Origin of the sequence: Enterocloster citroniae, assembly GCF_040545455.1 — a bacterium.
Taxonomy (GTDB): Bacteria; Bacillota; Clostridia; order Lachnospirales; family Lachnospiraceae; genus Enterocloster; species Enterocloster citroniae.
In genome coordinates this window covers 33,304-53,638 of record NZ_JBEPLZ010000032.1, presented here as the reverse complement: position 1 = coordinate 53,638, position 20,335 = coordinate 33,304, and the positions used below count along the sequence as shown (strand labels likewise).

14 protein-coding genes and 3 tRNA genes are annotated in these 20,335 nt (G+C 51.5%); all 17 read right to left on the bottom strand.

Annotated elements, in window-relative coordinates:
• Positions 1–123: 123 nt before the first annotated feature.
• Positions 124–196: transfer RNA gene (locus ABID13_RS25790), tRNA-Thr, on the bottom strand.
• 68 nt (positions 197–264) lie between these two features.
• Positions 265–336: transfer RNA gene (locus ABID13_RS25785), tRNA-Glu, on the bottom strand.
• A 10-nt stretch (positions 337–346) separates the two neighbouring features.
• Positions 347–420 (bottom strand) — tRNA-Pro (locus ABID13_RS25780).
• A 79-nt stretch (positions 421–499) separates the two neighbouring features.
• Complete coding sequence (locus ABID13_RS25775) at positions 500–694, bottom strand: heavy-metal-associated domain-containing protein (protein WP_007857951.1); 195 nt, start codon at positions 692–694, stop codon at positions 500–502.
• Between the two features lie 28 nt (positions 695–722).
• Positions 723–1,862 (bottom strand): hypothetical protein, encoded by a 1,140-nt coding sequence (locus ABID13_RS25770; RefSeq protein WP_048931236.1) that lies wholly within the window; start codon positions 1,860–1,862, stop codon positions 723–725.
• Between the two features lie 29 nt (positions 1,863–1,891).
• Positions 1,892–3,349: an MBOAT family O-acyltransferase gene (locus tag ABID13_RS25765; RefSeq protein ID WP_048931201.1), complete on the bottom strand. Its 1,458-nt coding sequence runs from the start codon at positions 3,347–3,349 to the stop codon at positions 1,892–1,894.
• Between the two features lie 33 nt (positions 3,350–3,382).
• Positions 3,383–5,743: a heavy metal translocating P-type ATPase gene (locus ABID13_RS25760; protein ID WP_048931202.1), complete on the bottom strand. Its 2,361-nt coding sequence runs from the start codon at positions 5,741–5,743 to the stop codon at positions 3,383–3,385.
• A 127-nt stretch (positions 5,744–5,870) separates the two neighbouring features.
• Entirely contained in the window at positions 5,871–6,359 is a 489-nt protein-coding gene (locus tag ABID13_RS25755; RefSeq protein WP_048931203.1) for a hypothetical protein, read from the bottom strand.
• Positions 6,360–6,361: 2 nt separating this feature from the next.
• Positions 6,362–6,559 (bottom strand): helix-turn-helix transcriptional regulator, encoded by a 198-nt coding sequence (locus tag ABID13_RS25750; protein ID WP_048931204.1) that lies wholly within the window; start codon positions 6,557–6,559, stop codon positions 6,362–6,364.
• 229 nt (positions 6,560–6,788) lie between these two features.
• Positions 6,789–8,162 carry a sodium-dependent transporter gene (locus ABID13_RS25745; protein ID WP_007857959.1) on the bottom strand — a complete coding sequence of 458 codons (1,374 nt, stop codon included), beginning with the start codon at positions 8,160–8,162 and terminating at the stop codon, positions 6,789–6,791.
• 211 nt (positions 8,163–8,373) lie between these two features.
• Entirely contained in the window at positions 8,374–9,327 is a 954-nt protein-coding gene (locus ABID13_RS25740; protein ID WP_048931205.1) for an ABC transporter permease, read from the bottom strand.
• Positions 9,324–10,421, bottom strand: coding sequence for an ABC transporter permease (locus ABID13_RS25735; RefSeq protein ID WP_048931206.1), 1,098 nt, complete (start codon positions 10,419–10,421; stop codon positions 9,324–9,326). The genes ABID13_RS25740 and ABID13_RS25735 overlap by 4 nt, the downstream gene beginning before the upstream one ends.
• Positions 10,421–12,001: an ABC transporter ATP-binding protein gene (locus ABID13_RS25730; protein ID WP_048931207.1), complete on the bottom strand. Its 1,581-nt coding sequence runs from the start codon at positions 11,999–12,001 to the stop codon at positions 10,421–10,423. The genes ABID13_RS25735 and ABID13_RS25730 overlap by 1 nt, the downstream gene beginning before the upstream one ends.
• Before the next feature lie 113 nt (positions 12,002–12,114).
• Complete coding sequence (locus ABID13_RS25725; protein ID WP_007857976.1) at positions 12,115–13,305, bottom strand: BMP family lipoprotein; 1,191 nt, start codon at positions 13,303–13,305, stop codon at positions 12,115–12,117.
• A 154-nt stretch (positions 13,306–13,459) separates the two neighbouring features.
• Entirely contained in the window at positions 13,460–18,079 is a 4,620-nt protein-coding gene (locus tag ABID13_RS25720) for a PolC-type DNA polymerase III (RefSeq protein ID WP_048931208.1), read from the bottom strand.
• Between the two features lie 71 nt (positions 18,080–18,150).
• A complete protein-coding gene (gene ispG, locus ABID13_RS25715; RefSeq protein ID WP_045092561.1) occupies positions 18,151–19,209 on the bottom strand; it encodes a flavodoxin-dependent (E)-4-hydroxy-3-methylbut-2-enyl-diphosphate synthase in 1,059 nt (352 codons plus the stop codon).
• Between the two features lie 20 nt (positions 19,210–19,229).
• Positions 19,230–20,279 (bottom strand): RIP metalloprotease RseP, encoded by a 1,050-nt coding sequence (gene rseP / locus ABID13_RS25710; protein WP_007857982.1) that lies wholly within the window; start codon positions 20,277–20,279, stop codon positions 19,230–19,232.
• Positions 20,280–20,335: the final 56 nt, after the last annotated feature.

Sequence of the window (20,335 nt, the reverse complement as noted above, 5' to 3'; positions counted from 1 at the left end):
TCTTTTGTCTGGATATTCGAACCAATATATCTCTATATAAAATTCAAAATGGTTCCGGGTGCATCGCACCAGGAACCATTTTGTCTACAGTCTGAACCCCTGTAAACACAGGGGTTTTAATCAAGCCACTGGCCGGACTCGAACCGGCGACCCACGCATTACGAATGCGTTGCGCTACCAACTGCGCTACAGTGGCATCCGAACAGCTTTCACTGTCCAATAAGATGACACGAGGCTGTCGCATCAGCAACAGCCTCATCATCATGACCTGACCGGGAATCGAACCCGGGTTTACGCCGTGAGAGGGCGTCGTCTTAGCCGCTTGACCATCAGGCCTTAAGGTACATCGAGGCGACGTGATTCGAACACGCGGCCTCTGCGTCCCGAACGCAGCGCTCTACCAAACTGAGCCACGCCTCGATACCTTTGGTAGTATAATACAATTAAGCTGGAATGTCAACCATAAATTGTCAAAGTTTTTAAAATAATTTTGAAAATATTATACTTCCACTGCCGAGAAACCCAATCCGTCCAAAATCTCCACTGCTTTTGCCTCACAGGAACCGCATCCGTCAATGGTCACTGTCTTGGAATCCAGATCCACCTTATTGTTAATATCAGCGGCATCCAGCCCTTTTTTTATCCTGTTTACACAGCCCCCGCACATCATTTCCTCGCATTTGAACGTCTTCATCTCAGTCTCCTTTTCAGTCGTCATTTTATCAGTAGATATCATTGTAGTCATAGTTTGCATAGAAATCAGTGATTCTATCAAAATATTCCTCTTTATTTTCCCTGGTCAGCCGGTGCTCTCCCGCTGCCATCCATTCCAGAAGCTGGTCTCCCACCTTTTCCGAGTAGTGGATGACATCCATGTAATTGTCCAGATCACAGATAATTGAGAACTGGTCGTCAAAACCAAAAAGCCGGATATTGTCACACTCCGTCAGCATGTCCGTCATAAGCCTGAGAGCGGAAAGCTGCCGTTCAAACTCGCCTTTTGCGATCAGCTCACTGTGCCAATAGGCAATGCTGTAGGGCGGGATAAAACAATAAAAGGTAATGTCCGGGTTCGCCCTGGCTGTGGCCAGGATATTCTGCTCCACATTCTCCCGGACCAGTTCACGGTCCTCCTGGGTAAAGGGAACCGGCTCCTTGACTGAGTCAGGACGATCAAATGTTTTTAGCACTGCCTCCCTTCCCCATTCCTTGTCCGGAGCCCAGTGCATGTATTCGTCAAAGGTGGTCGTGCGCCCGCCCGCTCTGGTCCTGGCAAAGACGCCCCTCACATTTCCAAAGATCACTTCCTTGTTCCATATGTAATTCACATCATTCCAGGGATTCCTGTCATTTAAGTAATCGGGCGCCGGCGCCGTGGTATTCCAGGCATCCTTGTCATACATGAGGAAGCTTTTATCCAGGCTCCTGAACACCATTTTGATCCGGGGATGATAGGAAACAGCCCGCCTGACCGCCTCATCCACCTCTTTATAATATGCGCCTCCGTATGGTATCTTGATGGAGGTCACTCCAAACAGCCGGTCGAACTGGGACGCTTTAAAGTTCTCCGTCATAGAGGTGCCTGTCAGCACCGCGTCATATGTAAAATGCCGGCTGATGCCGTCATTCTGATAGCGCTCACTGTCAATGGAATAGGCCAGCCCCCGAAGGGGTTTGTGGTAATGGAAAAATGGATCCACAGCCACTACAATACCCCCCAGCAGGACCAGACCTGCCAGAAATATTCCCAGCGTAGCCCAAAGCCACCTTCCCCAGCCCCCCTGCTCTGCTTTTTTGCGTGTCCCCGGTTCACCGGTCTGTGTCTTTTCCCGGCCTTTGCCTGTTTTGTCCTCTGTCCGCATATCCAATGTCTTTTCTCCCGTAGCTCTTTTTAAAATTGAAAATAGATAAAGGTGGAGATCCCAGCAAGTGAGATCACCGACCACACCAAAAGCAGCGCGGTGCCTATACTCCTTAACAGGGTGGGCTTAAGTTCAGCTTCCCCCATATTCCTGGTATTCATCACCAGGTAAAGGGCTATGGCATGAATTAAAACTACACAAAAAACCCTGTGGCTCTGGATTGCCAGGGGCAGCTCTACCAGTTTAAAGCTTCCCAGCCATCCGGGACTCAGCTGCATGTTGTCAAGCCGCACCAGCTGTTTAAGGAACTGCTTTGCCTGGGAAATGCTGTCCGCCCGGAATATGACCCAGGTCATATTCACAAACAGAAAGGTTGCCATCCATTGGAATGCCGTGTGAAGCTGGTTCCACTGCTTCTCAAAGGCCCTGTTAAGGGCCTGGACCGCCCCGTGCAGTGCGCCCCAAAGGATAAAAGTCCAGTTGGCCCCGTGCCACAGGCCGCTGGCCAGAAACACAATCATGATATTCACATAGGTCCGCACTGTCCCCTTTCTGCTTCCCCCCAGGGGGAAATATATGTAAGTCCGCAGAAAACGCGTCAGCGTCATATGCCAGCGTTTCCAGAAATCCACGGGCGACAGCGCCTTGTAGGGCGAATCGAAATTTGGGGGCAGTTCCAGATTAAACATCCGGGATATCCCCATTGCCATATCACAGTAGCCGCTGAAATCAAAATACAGCTGGAACGCGTAGGCCAGCATTACAAGAAATGCATCCGTGGAGCTTAACATTTCCACCTGAGCATATCCCCAGGCGACAGGACTGGCAAAAAACTCGGCCAGGATCACTTTTTTAAACAGGCCCACTGCAAATACCATCAGTCCCTTGGACATGTGTTCCGGATTCATGTTCCTGCGGGATTCATCCCAAAGCTGTGGTATAAATTCCCTGTGCAACAGGATCGGACCCATGGCGATCTTCGGAAAATAGACCGTAAAGAGAACATAATCCAAAAAGCCGTATTCTCCCGTCTCACCGCGCCAGGAGTCCACCAGCCATGCAATCTGCTGGAAGGTAAAAAAGCTGATTCCCACGGGCAGGAGGATTTTTGACAGCACCAGATCCTGACGGAAGATCAGGTTCAGGTTTTCAATGAAAAAATTAAAATATTTATAATAGAATAAAAGGCCCAGATTGGCCGCAATTGCAATGGTAAGAAGCGCTTTGCCAAAACTGGGGCTTTGGGCAGGACGGTTGCCGTCATTTGCCCCGCTTCTATAAAACATACGTGAGATCCACCAGTTAAACACTGCACTGATCAAAAGGAGCACCAGATACCACGGGTTCCCATAGGCAAAAAACAGTAAGGACATGGCTGCCAGAAACATTCTGGCCGCCCTCTCCTTGCCAAAGTGGTGCAATCCGAAATACCCTGTCAGGGCCGCCGGAAGAAAGATCATTATAAAGAGATAAGAGTTAAACTGCATGGGTGTCATTTCCTTTGTCATTGGTTTTTACAATCAGAGTTTCAGATTCTTAAGCCGCAAAGCGTTTCCAACCACGCACACGGAGCTTAAGGACATGGCAAATCCGCCAAGCATGGGGCTTAACAGCGGGCCGCCCATCAGGTACAGCAGCCCGGCCGCCACCGGGATCCCCAGCGTATTATAGAAAAAAGCCCAGAACAGGTTCTGCCTGATATTGCGTATGGTGGCTTTGCTGAGCTTAATGGCCCGGTACACATCCATCAGATCGGATTTCATCAGCACCACATCACCTGATTCCAGGGCAATATCGCTGCCGTTTCCAATGGCGCATCCCACGTCCGCCTGGACCAAGGCCGGCGCATCGTTGATGCCGTCACCTACCATCATAACTGTTTTTCCTTCTTTCTGCAACCGGTTTACCACATCAGCCTTGTCCTCAGGCAGAACTTCCGCCACCACGTGATCCACATGGGCCAGCTTTCCGATATAACGTGCCGTTTTCTCATTATCGCCTGTGACCATGTGGACCTGGACACCCAGGCTTTTGATCTTTTCCACGGCCGCCACGCTTGTTTCCTTGATGGTATCCGCAACACAGATCAGCCCGGCCAGACGGCCGTCAATTACAATATACATGGGCGTCTTTCCCATTCCCGCAAATTCCGCGGCCTGGTTCCCTGTTTCCTCGGATACCGGTACATTCAGATGTTCCACCAGCCTGCGGTTGCCCACAGCCACCTTCCATCCCTTCCAGGCGGTAATAATGCCCGCTCCCGTCACACTCTCAAATGCTTCCGGCATCACCAGATCCATCTGCTTATCCCTGGCAGCGCGGACAATGGCCTGCCCCAATGGATGTTCCGACATCTGCTCACAGGAGGCTGCCAGGAAAAGCAGGTGTTCCTTCTTCTCAGCATCGGACGGCGGTGCTGCTTTGGTGGTGTCTGCGGGAGCGGATGCAGGCACGGTTCCGGGCACCAACGCGCTTTCCAGCTTCCATACCTGTTCCACCACCGCACTGCTGATCACGCTCACATCCGTCACCTTCGGCCTGCCCTCAGTGATCGTTCCTGTTTTATCCAGAATCACCGCGTCCACTTTATGACATATTTCCAGCGCTTCGCCGCTCTTGATCAAGATTCCGTGTCCTGCTCCCACCCCGGTTCCCACCATGATGGCAGTGGGTGTGGCAAGCCCCAGGGCACAGGGGCAGGCGATGACCAGCACCGCCACAAAGATGGTCAGCACAAATGCCAGATCCTTGCCGCCCACCAGCCACCACAAAAGTGCGGCCACCACAGCGATGCCCATTACTGCCGGCACAAAGTAACCCGCCACCTGGTCGGCCAGCTTGGAAATGGGTGCTTTCTTTCCCTGGGCATCCTCTATCATACGGATGATTCTGGAAAGCGTGGTATCATTTCCCACATGGGTCACTTCCACCTCCATGGCCCCGTTGTAGTTCATGCTTCCGCCGATCACCCGGTCACCGGACTGCTTTTCCACCGGAACGCTCTCCCCTGTCAGCATGGACTCGTCCACACTGCTGTTTCCGTTGATAAGGACACCGTCCAGCGGGATCCGGCTGCCCGGCTTGATCAGTATGTGCTGCCCCACACCCACCTGCGCTGTCTCCACCTCACGCTCCACTCCATTTTCATAAAGAATGGCTGTGTCGGGCGCCAGTTCCATCAGCTTGCGGATGGCTTCGGACGTCTTTCCCTTGCTTCTGGTCTCCATATACTTGCCCAGCATCACAAGTGTTACGACCACGGCCGCTGATTCGTAGTAGAGCTGATGGGCCCTCATATGGTTGTCCGGTACTCCCAGGGTCATCACAAGACTGTAAACAAACGCGCTTCCTGTTCCAATAGCCACCAGGGAGTCCATGTTGGGGTTTCCCTTTAAAAGGGAGCGGATACCCACCACATAGAATTTGCGCCCGCAGATCAGGATGGGCACTGTGAGGATCAGCTGTGCCAATGAAAAGTTCAGGGGATTTTGATCCATGGCGATCATACTGGGAAGGGGCAGTGTAAAGGGCAGCATATGTCCCATGGAAATATACAGCAGAGGGATGGCAAAGCAGACCGCGATCACCACCTGGCGCCTGGCGGCCTGCTGGTGTTTCTCCTGCCTTTGCCACTCCTCTTCCTCCGCCTTCCCGGTCAGGTCCTCCTTCTCCATCAGACTGGCGGCAAATCCGGCCTTTGCCACCCTGTCGCTGATCATGTCCGGGGTCACCTTACTCTCATCATAAGTAATGACCATACGGCCCGTGGTCAGGTTCACATCACTGCTCTCCACTCCGCCAAGTTTTCTTGTGACCCGTTCCACCGCACTGCTGCACGCCGCGCAGGTCATTCCGTCTATGTGATACTGCTTTGTTGTCATATGCTCTGCTCCTTTCCGGTTTTCCACGGTTAGTATGTCCTGCACGGAAAGGCTTTATCAGATTTTCTGTCCATATTGCTAAAAATTTCATACCGGCCTTTTTACTGCAAACCGGATCGTCCATGGTTTACATGGCCTTCTGCAGCATCCGGCGGAATATCACCAGGATCACCCCATAGCACGCGATCACTGCCATCAGGGTTCTGGATACGGTCAGGCTGATGAATCCGCTCACCAGAATGCCGATATAGAGCAGGATCATCACCGTATACCCGGTGTAGGCCCAGCAGCGCAGCCCCAACAGGCGGTTTCTCTCATCTGTCTCATAGATCTTCCTGGCCTTTCTAAGCTCCGGGTCCTTCAGATACCGCATATTCCTCATCACGGTTATGATGCCCGCAGCCATCAGCCCCACTCCGGTTCCTCCGTAGAATCCCGGGATGTATTCCCGGTAACCCGGTTCCAGATACAAAACAAACACATGACTTTTGGATATAAACGCCATTCCCAGGGCCGCCGCTCCTAAAAGTGCAAACAGGATTCCCGTTATTATGCGGCTTCTGCACCGCTTTTCAAAGTTAATTGGATTATCAATAAATAATTGACTCAGCCACATGGTCATTCCTCCTCATATAAAAAAATATCCTCAATGCTTTTCTCAAAAAACCTGGCGATCTTAAACGCCAGCTGAAGGGATGCGTTATACTTCCCATTCTCCAGGGAAATGATGGTCTGCCTGGTCACTCCCAGGGCAGACGCCAGCTCTTCCTGGGTCACCTTGTTCTGCTTTCGCAGCTCCTGTATCCTTGTCTTCAATCACATCACCCCTTGCCTGACTGTCATTTTATGCTTCGTAAATGTAAATCATGCTTTACATTTTTAGTATAGTCTGCTTTACATTAAATGTCAAGCTAATTTTACATTTACTGATAGATACATAAAAATACCCTTTTTTCCTCCACTATAAAAACAAACAGGCTGCCTGACCGCTTCCATGGCCAGGCTGCCTGTTGATCGTCTGTTATTTCTGACTCTGAATTAAAACTTATTTCACCATAAATTTTGATACATACCCCTGTATAAAGATGCCCAGCACGATCAGGGGCAGGATATAACTCACGTAAATCCTGGCCCAGGCCGGGAACTTGATCCCCTCACCCTCATTGGCCTCGGCCATAAATTTCTTAAAACCCCATCCATACCTGCTGGTACAGAACAGAAGGTACAGCATACTGCCAATGGGCAAAAGATTATTGCTGAGAATAAAATCCTCCAGATCAAGCACCGTGCTGCCCTCCCCCAGAGGCGCAAAGCCGCTCCACAGGTTAAAGCCCAATACACAGGGGACCGATAAAAGGATGATGACCACAATATTGCAGATGACTGCTTTTTTGATGGTGCATCCCGTCAGATCCGTTGCAAAGGATATGATGTTCTGGAACACTGCAATGATGGTGGAAAATGCAGCAAAGGACATAAACAGGAAAAACAGGGTCCCCCATATCCTTCCGCCAGCCATATGGTTAAATACATTGGGAAGGGTAATAAAGATCAGGGACGGACCTGCCTTGGACTCAATGTTGTAAGCAAAGCATGCCGGGAAAATGATCAGTCCGGCCATAAACGCCACCAGGGTATCTAACAGAGCAACACTGATCGCCTCACCTGTCAGAGTCCTCTCTTTTCCAATATAGCTTCCGAATATGGCCAGCGCGCCAATTCCAATGCTCAGTGTAAAAAAGGACTGTCCCAGAGCGGCAAATACAGCTTCGCCGATCCCTGCCTCCGCCATCTTGCCAAAATCAGGCATCAGGTAAAATTTAAGGCCGGGGCCGCCTCCGGGAAGGATCATGGAATGAACGGCCAATACCACCATAAGCACAAGCAGACATAACATCATGACCTTGGTGATCCGCTCCACGCCTTTTTGAAGACCCATGGCGCAGACGCCAAAGCACAGGAATACCACCGCCACCATAAAACCGCCCATGAGGGCCGGGTTTGCAAGCATGGATCCAAACTCCCCTGCCACCGCATCCGCCTCAAGTCCGGTAAAATCACCTTTCATCATCTTAAAAAAGTAAAGGAGCATCCATCCGCCAACCGTGGTATAGAACATCATTAACAGGTAGTTGCCTGCCATGGCGATATACTTGGTCAGGTGCCACTTGCTCTCCTTTGGCTCCAGCACATCAAATGACAGAGCAGCACTTTTCCGGCTGGCCCGTCCCACTGCAAATTCCATTACCACAATAGGCAGTCCCAAGATCAGGAGGAACACCAGGTAGACCAGCACAAATGCAGCGCCTCCGTATTCTCCCACGATATATGGGAAACGCCACACATTTCCCAGACCAATGGCACATCCGGCTGATATCAGGATAAAACCCAGTCTGGATGAAAACTTTTCGCGTTCCATATTTAATCCCCCGTTTCGTAATATAAACCTAAAGCGCCTTTACGGTGTGCTAAAACACACCTGAATCAAAGGCGCTTTCATATATTATCATATTATCGGTCAAATATCAACCGGGGATTCTCCAGAGCCCCCTTGTCTCTGTGAGCCCTCTGTGAACAGTGACAGGTTCATACATTTACCCCTTGTCTCTATAGATCTTATCTCTTAGATCTTACCTCTGCCCCTTGTCATAGGGAATGCCAGAGGCCCTTGGGGCCTGGGAATTTTTAGATGTGAATACCAGGACCACCAGGGTTGCCAGGTAAGGGATCATCTTATACACATAGCTGGGGATCCCGGTGGCTGCCAGGAAGGGGATCCCTGAATACGCTGCCGCCACTGCCTTCATCAGACCAAAAAACAGGGATGCCCACATGATCTTTACCGGTTTCCACTGGCCAAAGATCAGCACGGCCAGGGCCAGGAATCCATATCCCGCCACATCGGCATTAAAATTCGTGGAAGTGGGGACCACAAACACCAGCCCGCCAAGTCCGCCAAGCATACCGGAGATCAGCACCCCCGCGTACTGCATCCTGTACACATTAATGCCGGCCGCATCAGCTGCCTGGGGATGCTCCCCGCAGGAGCGCAGCCGAAGCCCAAACCTGGTTTTGTACAGCACCAGCGTGGACACGACCAGGATCAGGATCCCCAGGTAGGTGGTGATATAGGTATTCTGGAACAGCAGCGGCCCAAAAAACGGGATCTTTCCCAACAGGGGTACGGATTCAATCCGGAAGGTGTTGCTGAACTGGATCTGCTGCACCCCCTGGATCACCCTTGCCACAAAGATGGCAAAGGCCGGCGCAAACATATTAAGGGCCGTGCCGCTGATGGTCTGGTTAGCCTTCATGTTAATGGATGCATATGCATGGAAAAAGGCAAATGCCGCCCCGGTGGCCGTGGATATGAGGATGGCCAGAAGCAGCTGCGACTGACCGCTCATCCTTCCCCCGGTCAGGTTCAGAAACAGGATCCCCGTAAATGCCCCCATGGTCATGATTCCCTCCAGGGCAATGTTCACAACGCCGCTCCGCTCGGAGAACATACCGCCCAAAGCCACGATCATCAGCGGAATGGTAAACAGCATGGTCTGCTGGAAAATAAAATAGATCACACTCATGCCTGCCCGCCCCCTTTCTCCCGGTCCCTGTGGATCCGGCTCAGGATGGTCTTTACGATCAGTGCAAAGGCACTGAAGTAAATGATCACTGCCACAATGATATCAATGATCTCCGTGGAAAATTCAAAGAGCTGCAGATAAAATCCTCCCGCTGTCAGATATGCGATAAACAGCCCTGAAAAAAGTACTCCAATGGGATGGCTCAGTCCCAAAAGGGCTACTGATATTCCCGTAAATCCTTCGGAAGCCAGGACATCCTTAATTTCAATATGTTTTCCCGTACCGGCCAGGTACAGCAGTCCGCCCGCCATTCCCGCAATGGCTCCTGCGATCACCATACTCATGACAATACTCTTTTTCTCATTGATCCCCGCGTATTTGCTGGCGTCACGGTTAAAGCCCACTGCCTTCAGTTCAAAGCCAAAGGTAGTCTTATTGAGAATGATCCAGATCAAAAACACGGTGGCAATGGCAATCAGGATTCCCCCGTTGACGCTGGACTCAGGAAACAGCTTATCCATCCCCATCTTGGGGATCTGGGCCGTGACCGCCACATTCTTGGACTCATTGCGCAGGTTATTAAACAACGGCTTATAGCTTTTTGTAATCCAGTTGACCATGTACATTCCGATATAGTTCATCATAATGGAGGCGATGACCTCGTTTACATTAAAGTATGCTTTTAACAATCCAGGAACCAATCCCCAGACCGCGCCTCCCAGCACTGCCGCAAACAGGGCTGCGATCCAATGGACAGGTCCCAGTCCGCCGCACATGATCCCCACATACACAGCAGCAAAGGCTCCCACTATGAATTGTCCCGGAGTCCCGATATTAAACAGGCCTGTCTTAAATGCAAATCCCACGGAAAGTCCGGTGAGGATTATGGGGGTGGCATAATAAAACACCTGCCCAACGCCCTTTAACCCGTGGGTGAAGGCGCCTGTCAGGATGGTAATGAATCCCGGAAACGCCTGGGATGGATTGCAGATCAAAAGTATGATGAGTCCCACCAGCAAACCGATGATAATGGCAAATACAGATGACAGCACACCCACATGATCCTGTTTACCCGATCTTTTACCCTTGCTCATTACGTGTCACCTGCCTCTCCGTCCGCCTCTTTGTGCGCTTCTCTGTCCGCTTCGCTCTGCCGCTTGGCGCCTGCCATATACAATCCCAGTTCCTGGACCGTGACTTCATGGGGATTCAGATCCGCCACAATGGCTCCCTCAAACATCACAAGGATGCGGTCACTCAGGTTCATGACCTCCTCCAGCTCCAGGGATATGAGAAGGATGGCGGTCCCCGCGTCCCTCTGTTTTACCAATTCCCTGTGGATGTACTCAATGGCGCCCACGTCCAGTCCCCTGGTGGGCTGTACGGCCAGCAGGATGTCATGTTTCCTGGAAATCTCACGGGCCACAATGGCCTTTTGCTGGTTTCCTCCCGACATGCTGCGGGTCACGGTGTCCGCTCCTTCACCGCTGCGGATGTCAAAATCCTGGATCAGCCGGTCCGCATACCGGTAGATCTCCTCATTGTCCAGAAAGCCGCAACGCTGGAATCCGGGCTCAAAATACTGCTGCAGCACCAGGTTGTATGCCAGATTATAATCCAGGACCAGGCCGTGCTTGTGCCTGTCCTCGGGAATGTGGCTGAGTCCCTGAGTGTTGCGCCGGCGTATACTCTTTCCTGTAATGTCCTCCCCGTTTAATGTGACCTTGCCGGCGCTTATAGTCCCCAGACCTGTAATGGCATGGACCAGCTCAGCCTGACCATTGCCGTCAATCCCGGCAATACAGACGATTTCTCCCCTCTGCACCCGGAAGCTTACGTCATTTACAAGGAGCTTGGCGTGACCTTCCATGCTGGACTGGACGGACAGATGCTCCACTTCCAGAACGGTCCGGTCCGGCTTTGCCTCGGTCTTTTCCACGGTGAGACTCACCTTTCGCCCCACCATCATCTCCGACATCTCCTCTTTGGAAATGGAATCCACCTCCACGGTACCGATATATTTTCCACGGCGCAGCACCGAGCACCGGTCAGCTACCGCCTTGATTTCTTCCAGTTTATGGGTAATGAACAGGATGGATTTCCCCTCTGCCACCAGACTGCGCATGATCTGCATAAGTTCGTCTATCTCCTGGGGCGTCAGCACCGCAGTGGGCTCATCAAAGATCATGATTTCATTGTCCCTGTACAGCATTTTGAGGATCTCCACCCTCTGCTGCATGCCCACGGTGATGTCTTCGGTCAGGGCGTCCGGATCAATATAAAGCCCGTACCGTTGGCTCAGTTCTATCACCTTTTTCCTTGCATCATCCATCTTTAAAAAGCCGTGTTTGACAGTCTCCATGCCCAGAACAATATTCTGCAGCACGGTAAAATTATGCACCAGCTTAAAATGCTGGTGGACCATACCAATCCCCAGGGCATTGGCGTCCAGCGGCCCCTTGATTTTCACTTCCCTGCCCCTGACCTTTATGCTTCCTTTTTCCGGCTGATAAAGCCCGAACAATACACTCATCAGCGTGGACTTACCTGCTCCGTTTTCACCTAACAGGGCATGTATCTCCCCTTTTCTCAGCTGAAGGGTAATGTTGTCATTGGCAATAATGCCGGGAAATTCTTTTGTAATGCCTGACATCTCAATAATATAATCATCCATATGGTTCTCCATATACTAAAACAGGGTGCCGCGCAAAACGGCACCCTGTGTGTCATGAATCCCTGCCGCAGGTTATGTCAGGCGGACGTTTCTGTCCGCTGTCCTGTCTGCATTTATTCTACAAATGTAACTTTACTGTTAGTCAGTGAGGTCAGATCCATGGTAGGATTATTGTTATCCTGTGAGAACTGGACCAGGGTGATCTCCCCGTCCGCCAGTTTCTTATAGATGGCATCGTACTGCTCCTGGGTAAATTTCTCAAACTTGGAGGTGTCCATGGGAAGACCCACGCCGTTGTTTGCCACTGTAAAAACAGAAGTCTTGCCCCCTGGGAAGGATCCGTCATAGAAATCCTTTACCCCGTCATAGACGGAGTTGGAAAGCAGCTTCATAGCCGATGTGATCACTGTCTCGGATTCGCTGCTCTGGTCAACGTCCACGCCGATCACCTTGGCATTCTTCTCCTGGGCCGCTGCCATAACAGAGTTTCCAACCGCGCCTCCGCAGCCAAAGATCACTTCCGTCCCATTCTGATACCAGGAAGCTGCCATGGACTGTGCCTCAGGTGTCGCGGCAAAACCGCCTGTGTAATTGTACATGATCTCAATGCCTGTAACACCGTCTTCTTCCGCCGCATACTCAGCGCCCTGTACAAAGCCGTAGCCAAAACGGATCACGGCAGGAACAGCCATGCCGCCCATGAATCCCATCTTGGTATAGCCGTCCTTCACAGCCGCATAACCGGCCAGGAAACCGGCCTGGTCTTCCTGGAACAGGATGGGCATTACATTGTCGCCCGTCTTATAGTTATAGTCCGCGTCATGGGGCTCACCGTCCAACAGGATAAAGTGGATATCCGGATACTTATCCTGGGCCATGAAAATAGGTTCCTCAAACAGGAAACCGGGACACACCACCAGTTTGGCACCGCCCTCTATGGCCAGTCCGATGGTCTCCAGGTATGAATCCGTAGTCCCTTCCTGGGGCTGGTAATACTTATATGAAATGCTGTTCTCCTCGGCGTACTTTTTCAGTCCCTCCCAGGCGCCCTGGTTAAAGGATTTATCGTCAATGGTTCCAAGGTCTGTCACAAGGGCCAGTTCGTACCCGCCGGAACCGGACTGGGATGAAGCTGCCTCTGAAGCTGCCTTTGTGGCTGCCCCGCTCTCTTCGCCGCTCTTTTGTTCAGGAGCCTGGGTGGCAGCTGGTGCCGCCGTGGTGGTACCTCCGCCTGAGCCGCCGCATGCAGCCAGGGAACCGGCCATAACTGCTGTCAGCGCCAATGCCAAAAGTCTTTTTTTCATAAGCTTAATTCCTCCTCTTAAGATGTGGTTGAATGTTGCTATGTACCATTGTAGCTGTTCAGGACGGCTCATCTTTTTGACCGGAAAAGCCGGTCATGAACTGTTACGTATAATTTAAATTTACCATATATTACAAATTAATACAACCATTCTCTTACAAATCGAACAGGGACAGCTGGTTGGAGCGGGGAAGGTCCTTTAAAAGTCCCAGGTCTGACATCAGGGTGCAAAGGGTGCCGTTGACCTTGGAACGGTTGCTGAAATCCTCAATGGACAGAAAGGCGCCGTCCTTTACCGCATCCACCACTGCGTCGGCCGCCTTTTCGCCCAAACCGTCAATACTGCTGAGTGAGGGCATCAGCTTTCCGTCAATGATCTGGAAATGCCTTGCCTTTGCACGGTAAATATCAATGGGCATAAAATCATATCCCCTGGCATACATCTCCTGGACAATACGCATATCCCTCAGGGTATCCTGCTCTTTCTTGGACAGGGTATCCACCCTCTTTTTGTAATCCGCCAGATAGTACTCCAGCTTATCCCGGCCCTGGCACATGATCTCATAGGAAAACGCATTGGCACGGATACTGAAAAAAGCCGCATAGTAAGCCTGGGGATAAAAGATCTTACAGTAAGCAATACGCCACGCCATCATAACATAGGCGGCCGCATGGGCTTTGGGGAACATGTATTTGATCTTTTTACAGGACCAGATATACCAGTCCGGAACATCATGGGCCTTCATTTCCGTCTCCCACTCGGGCTTAAGCCCCTTGCCCTTACGCACGCTCTCCATAATGGTAAAGGACAATCCTTCCTCCAAGCCCTGGGCAATGAGATAGACCATAATGTCATCTCGCGTACAGATAGCTGTCTGAATGGTGGCCTTTCCCTCCTGGATCAGGGTCTGGGCATTGCCCAGCCACACATCCGTACCATGGGCCAGACCGGCAATACGCACCAAGTCGGAAAAATACTTTGGTTTGGTATCCAAAAGCATCTGCATGGCAAAATCCGTACCAAACTCCGGCACTCCCAGGGCGCCCAGGGGACAGCCCCCAATGTCGTCCGGCGTGATCCCCAGGGCCGATGTGTTCTGGAACAGGCTCATGACCTCCCTGCTGTCCAGGGGAATATCTTTAACCGGGTCAATGCCGATCAGGTCCTGAAGCATACGGATCATGGTGGGATCATCATGTCCCAGTATATCCAGTTTCAGCAGGTTATGGTCAATGGAGTGGTAATCAAAATGGGTGGTTATGGTGGAGGTGGTCATATCATTGGCCGGGTGCTGCACCGGGGTAAAGGAATAGATCTCCTCCCCCAGGGGAAGTACAATAATGCCGCCCGGGTGCTGCCCCGTTGTACGCCTGACCCCCACGCAGCCCTGGACAATGCGGTTGATCTCGCAGTTGCGTTTCCTGGTCCCCCGCTCCTCATAGTATTTTTTCACATAACCAAATGCAGTCTTATCCGCCAATGTACCGATGGTCCCGGCCCTGAAGGTCTGTCCCTTTCCAAAGATAACCTCCGTGTAGTCATGGGCCTTACTCTGATATTCTCCGGAAAAGTTAAGGTCGATATCCGGCTCCTTATCCCCCTTAAATCCAAGGAACGTCTCAAAGGGGATATCAAATCCATCCTTTTCAAGGGGTGTGCCGCACACAGGGCAGGATTTGTCCGGCATATCGCAGCCCGCCATACCGGAGAACTTTTTTACTTCCTCTGAATCAAAGTCATAGTAACGGCAGTTTGGACAGTGGTAATGAGGGCTTAAGGGATTTACCTCCGTGATACCCGACATGGTGGCCACAAAGGAGGAGCCTACGGAGCCACGGGAGCCAACCAGGTATCCGTCCTCATTGGATTTCCATACCAGCTTCTGGGCAATGATGTACATAACCGCAAACCCGTTGGTGATAATGGAATGAAGCTCCCTCTCCAGGCGGTCCACTACGATCTTGGGCAGATCCTCGCCGTACATCTCGTGGGCTCTGTCATAGCAGATCTTGGTCAGCGTCTTATCGGAATCCTCAATGACAGGAGGGCACTTATCCGGGCGGACAGGGGAAATCTTCTCACACATATCCGAAATCTTCCTGGTATTGGTGACCACCACCTCATGGGCTTTGTCCGGTCCCAGGTAAGAAAATTCCTTCAGCATCTCTTCCGTAGTCCTAAGATACAGGGGCGCCTGGTCATCCGAATCCTTAAATCCCTGGCCCGCCATGATGATCCGCCGGTACACCTCGTCCTGGGGGTCCAGGAAATGCACATCGCAGGTGGCACATACCAGTTTGTTAAACTGTGTGCCCAGCTCCACTATCTTTTTATTGATCTCGATCAGGTCGTCCTCGGACTTTACCGTACTCTTCTCATCCCGGAGCATGAATCCGTTATTGCCCAGGGGCTGTATTTCCAGATAATCATAGAAGTTCACCAGCCTTGCGATCTCCGCATCCGGGGCACCGCGAAGCAGGGCCTGATACAGCTCACCCGCCTCACAGGCGGAACCGATGATAAGGCCCTCCCTGTACTTGTCAAGGATGCTCTTGGGAATCCTGGGCCTTCTTGCATAGTACTCCAGGTGGGACCAACTCACCAGGCGGTACAGGTTGACCCTCCCGATATCATTCTTGGCCAGGATGATCACATGATAGGTGGGCAGCTTTCGGATGGTGGCCGTATCCATGGTGCTCAGCCCATTCAGGCCGTCCAGATCCGTCACCGACCGATCCCTGAGCATTTTTACAAAGGCAGCAAATATCTCTGCCGTGGCTCCTGCATCATCCACTGCCCGGTGATGGTTTGCCAGGGAAATGTTCAGCGCCTTTGCCACTGTGTCCAGCTTAAAACGGTTCAGGTTGGGAAGCAGCAGCCTTGCGATGGTCACCGTATCCAGGACCGTGGGGTTAAAAGGCAGCCCCTGCTCTTCGGCAAAATGGCTGATAAATCCCACATCAAACCCTGCATTATGGGCTACAAGGACCGAATCCCCCACAAACTCCAAAAATCGCGGCAAAATCACATCGATTTTTGGGTGAGGAAGCACCATTGCATCATTGATGCCCGTAAGTTTTTCTATGTCAAAGGGAATGGGCACATCCGGGTTTACAAAGGCTGAAAACCGGTCGGTTATCTTACCGTCCACCACCTTCACTGCGCCGATCTCTATGATCTTATTTTTCTTGGGACTGAATCCAGTGGTTTCTATGTCAAATACCACAAAACTGTCCTCAAAGCTCTGTCCCTTTGAGTTTTCAACCAGCTGCTTGGTGTCATCTACCAGGTATCCCTCCACGCCGTATATGACCTTAAAGGTATCCCCTTTGTCCAGGGAGTGGTTGGCGTCCGGGAATGCCTGGACGCAGCCATGGTCAGTCACCGCCACTGCCGGCATCCCCCACTGTTTGGCCCTTTTGATGATGTGTTTTACCTCCGACACGCCGTCCATATCGCTCATCTTGGTGTGGCAGTGGAGTTCCACCCTTTTCTCCAGGCTGTTGTCCATGCGCTTACTGGTAAAATCATCCGTCTTTTTGATGCCCACAATGGAGCCCAGAGTCAGTTCACCGTCAAATTTATCAATGGTGGTCACGCCCTTTACCTTGATAAAGATTCCGGGGGTGATCACTGACTTTACCTCGTCAAAAAGTTCGGGCCGGATAAACATTTTTACGGTCAATGTGTCCGTAAAATCACTGACATCAAAAGTCAGGATAAATTTACCGCTGCGCAGTTCCCGGTTTTCACAGGTAAGGATCTTTCCTCTTAAGGTCACCTCACCCATTTCCCCGTCCACTTTCTCGATCTCCATGGGTTCATCCTCAAAATCACGACCATACAGCACATCGGGATTATTGGAACGCTTGACGGAATACTTCTTGTCATCCCCAAAACCGTTATCCCTATCCTTGCCCCAGCCCTTCCTGCCTTTATTAAGCTGCGGTTTTTCCCTAGCAGCACCTTGTGCCCCTTTTTGGGAAGCCGCTGCGCCTGGTGCGCCGGAACTGTCAGGACCTGCGCCTATATCGCCGCTGGCAGCCTGGGCCATAAGGGTATCCCAGGGAGCGCTATCCGCCGCGCCGGAGTCCATGAATTCCTGCTTTCCTCCTGTGGCGCCTCCGGATACCAGTTCCTGGCCCTCCAGCCCCTCGGTGGAAAAGGAAGCCCCCATGGCTGCCAGCTCCTCCTTGTGATTCTGCCAGTAAATGGCTTGGGCCTCCCGCTCCATTTTAAGCTCAATCTGCCGCCTGCGGTCACTTCCCTGCGGTTCCACAAAGGCAAATCCCACCTCTACGGGAAGGCCGCAGCGCTCAGCAAACACTTTTTCAAGCACACGTTTAAGCTCACCGGTCTTATCCCGGTTGACAATGGTGTCCTCCACTGACAATACCATCAGATCTTCCTTGTCAAAGCGGATATCCGCCTTGCGGAACATGGTATATTCAATGATGCTGTAATTCTTAAGTTCCAAAAGCAGGCTTTCCTTGTACATATCCAAAAGCTTCTTTGGGGTATACTGCTCCGACAGCCTGTACTTTTCCTGGATCTTTATGGTCACCTGCTTGTCCGGGAACAGCTGGTCCTTGATCCCTTTTTCCAGGTCATATATATTCTGTTTATGTATCAGTCTTGGACTTTTCAGATAAATGCGGATAGAGCTTCTATCCCTGGTGGTGGTAACCTTTTCCACCAGCACCAGGCCTAAAAGCTCTTTTAATGATTCCGCGATATTGAGAGTTGGAAATACTTCCAGGAAACTTTTTTCCATATATCCCTACTTCTTTCTGTATGCTCTCCGTTGTTTATTCCTTTTTTGATTCATCAGTTTTATGCGGCTGTTTAGGACCGCATGGACTCCAGTTCTGAGCGCAGCACCGGCAGCAGCTCTGCCTCCGGTACCTTTCGAATGATCTCCCCTTTCTTAATGAGAAGGCCCTCACCCACACCGCCTGCAATACCGATATCCGCTTCCCTGGCCTCACCCGGTCCGTTTACCACGCAGCCCATAACAGCTACCTTCACATCCAGGTCGTCAAACTCAGAGACCATGGTTTCCACCTGGTTTGCCAGCCCGATCAGATCGATCCGCGTGCGGCCGCAGGTGGGACAGGATACCACTTCTATCCCCCCGCTCCTCAGTCCCAGGGTGCGCAGGATCAGTTTGGCCGACTTGATCTCTTCCACCGGATCCCCTGTGAGGGACACCCTTATGGTATCCCCGATCCCCTGGTAAAGGATGATCCCCAGGCCCACCGATGACTTGATATTGCCGGAAGAAAGGGTTCCTGACTCCGTGATTCCCACATGAAGGGGATATCCGGTTCTGGAGGCGATCAGTTCATGGGCTTTGACACACATCATCACATCAGATGATTTGATACTGATCACCAGGTTGTCATACCCCATATCCTCAATCAGCCTTACCTTATCCAGCGCGCTCTCCACGATCCCTTCCGCCGTCACACCGCCGTACTTTTCAAGCAAAGATTTCTCCAGGGAACCGCTGTTCACACCCACCCTGATGGGAATGTCATATTCCCTTGCCTTATCCACAACTGCCTTTACCTTTTCACGGTCTCCGATATTGCCGGGATTGATGCGTATCTTATCCGCCCCGTTCTCAATGGAGGCAATGGCCAGACGGTAATCAAAATGGATATCCGCCACCAGGGGAATGTGTATCTCCTTCCTGATGCAGGATAAGGCCCTTGCAGCCTCCATGGTGGGGACCGCCACCCGGATGATGTCGCAGCCCGCCTGCTCCAGTCTGTGGATCTGGTTCACAGTGGCGTTTATATCCTCTGTCTTTGTATTGCACATGGACTGGATCAGGACGGGATTGCCGCCCCCTATGACCCTGTCTCCAATTTTGATTGTTTTTGTATGATTCCTGAACATGTATCTTTCATCTCCCTTTGCTAAAACAGCTTGCGTACATCATTAAACAGGATGAGTACCATCAGCGCCAGGAGCACTACCATTCCCGCCATGTGTACCATTCCCTCTTTCTCCTTGTCAATCGGCTTTCCTCTTACCGCCTCAATGATCAGGAACACCAGTCTTCCGCCGTCCAGAGCCGGAATGGGCAAAAGGTTCATCACTCCCAGATTGGCGCTGAGCAGGATGGTCAGCTGCATCAGCATCAGGACCACGGCCGATACGCCGTAGGAGGACGCCTCGTCCACAGAGCTGTCTATTACCGTAACGATCCCCACCGGACCGCTGATATCATTAAGGGACACCAGCCCGTGGAACATCATATAAAATGTGTCAAACACATAGTGGATCCAATACTGGACCTCATACAAACCGTGAAGGAGCAGCTGTCCCACATGTTCCACCTGTCTGGGGGCCGGGTCAAACTGCACACCGATCATATACTGATCGTTCTCCTGGGAATAAGCAGGCGCCAGCTCTGCGCTGTAGGTCTGCTTTGCCCCGGACGGATCAGTCCTGCTCCAGGTGACCTCCACCTGTTTTTGGGGGTGAGTGAACAGGTACATATTAATGTCCCGGTAGGAATGCACCCTTCTGCCATTGATGGACCGGATCACATCCCCTGCCTGCATTCCCGCGGCCTGGGCCGGATAGCCGTCCAGCACACCGTTTAACTGTGTAGTGTCATATCCGGTAGCCCCGATCAGGGCCATGGACAAAAGGAAGGCCAGAAGAAAGTTGAAGATGGGTCCTGCCGCCACCACGGAGATCCTGGCCCAAACAGATTTGTTGTTGAATGCGTGCTCATCCGCTTCATTTTCATCTTCTCCCAGCATCATGCAGGAGCCGCCAAAGGGCAGTATCTTAAAGGAATACCTGGTGCCGCCTTTTTCAAAGCTTATAAGCCTTGGTCCCATACCAAGGGAAAATTCGATCACACCTATCCCATTTAATTTTGCAAATAAAAAATGGCCGAACTCGTGAATCATGATAATGATTCCCAGCATCAGCACCGCTATGATTAAGCTCATCCGGCTGTCACCTGTCCATCTAACCTTTCTGTTTCATTTTTATACCACAGTCTAAA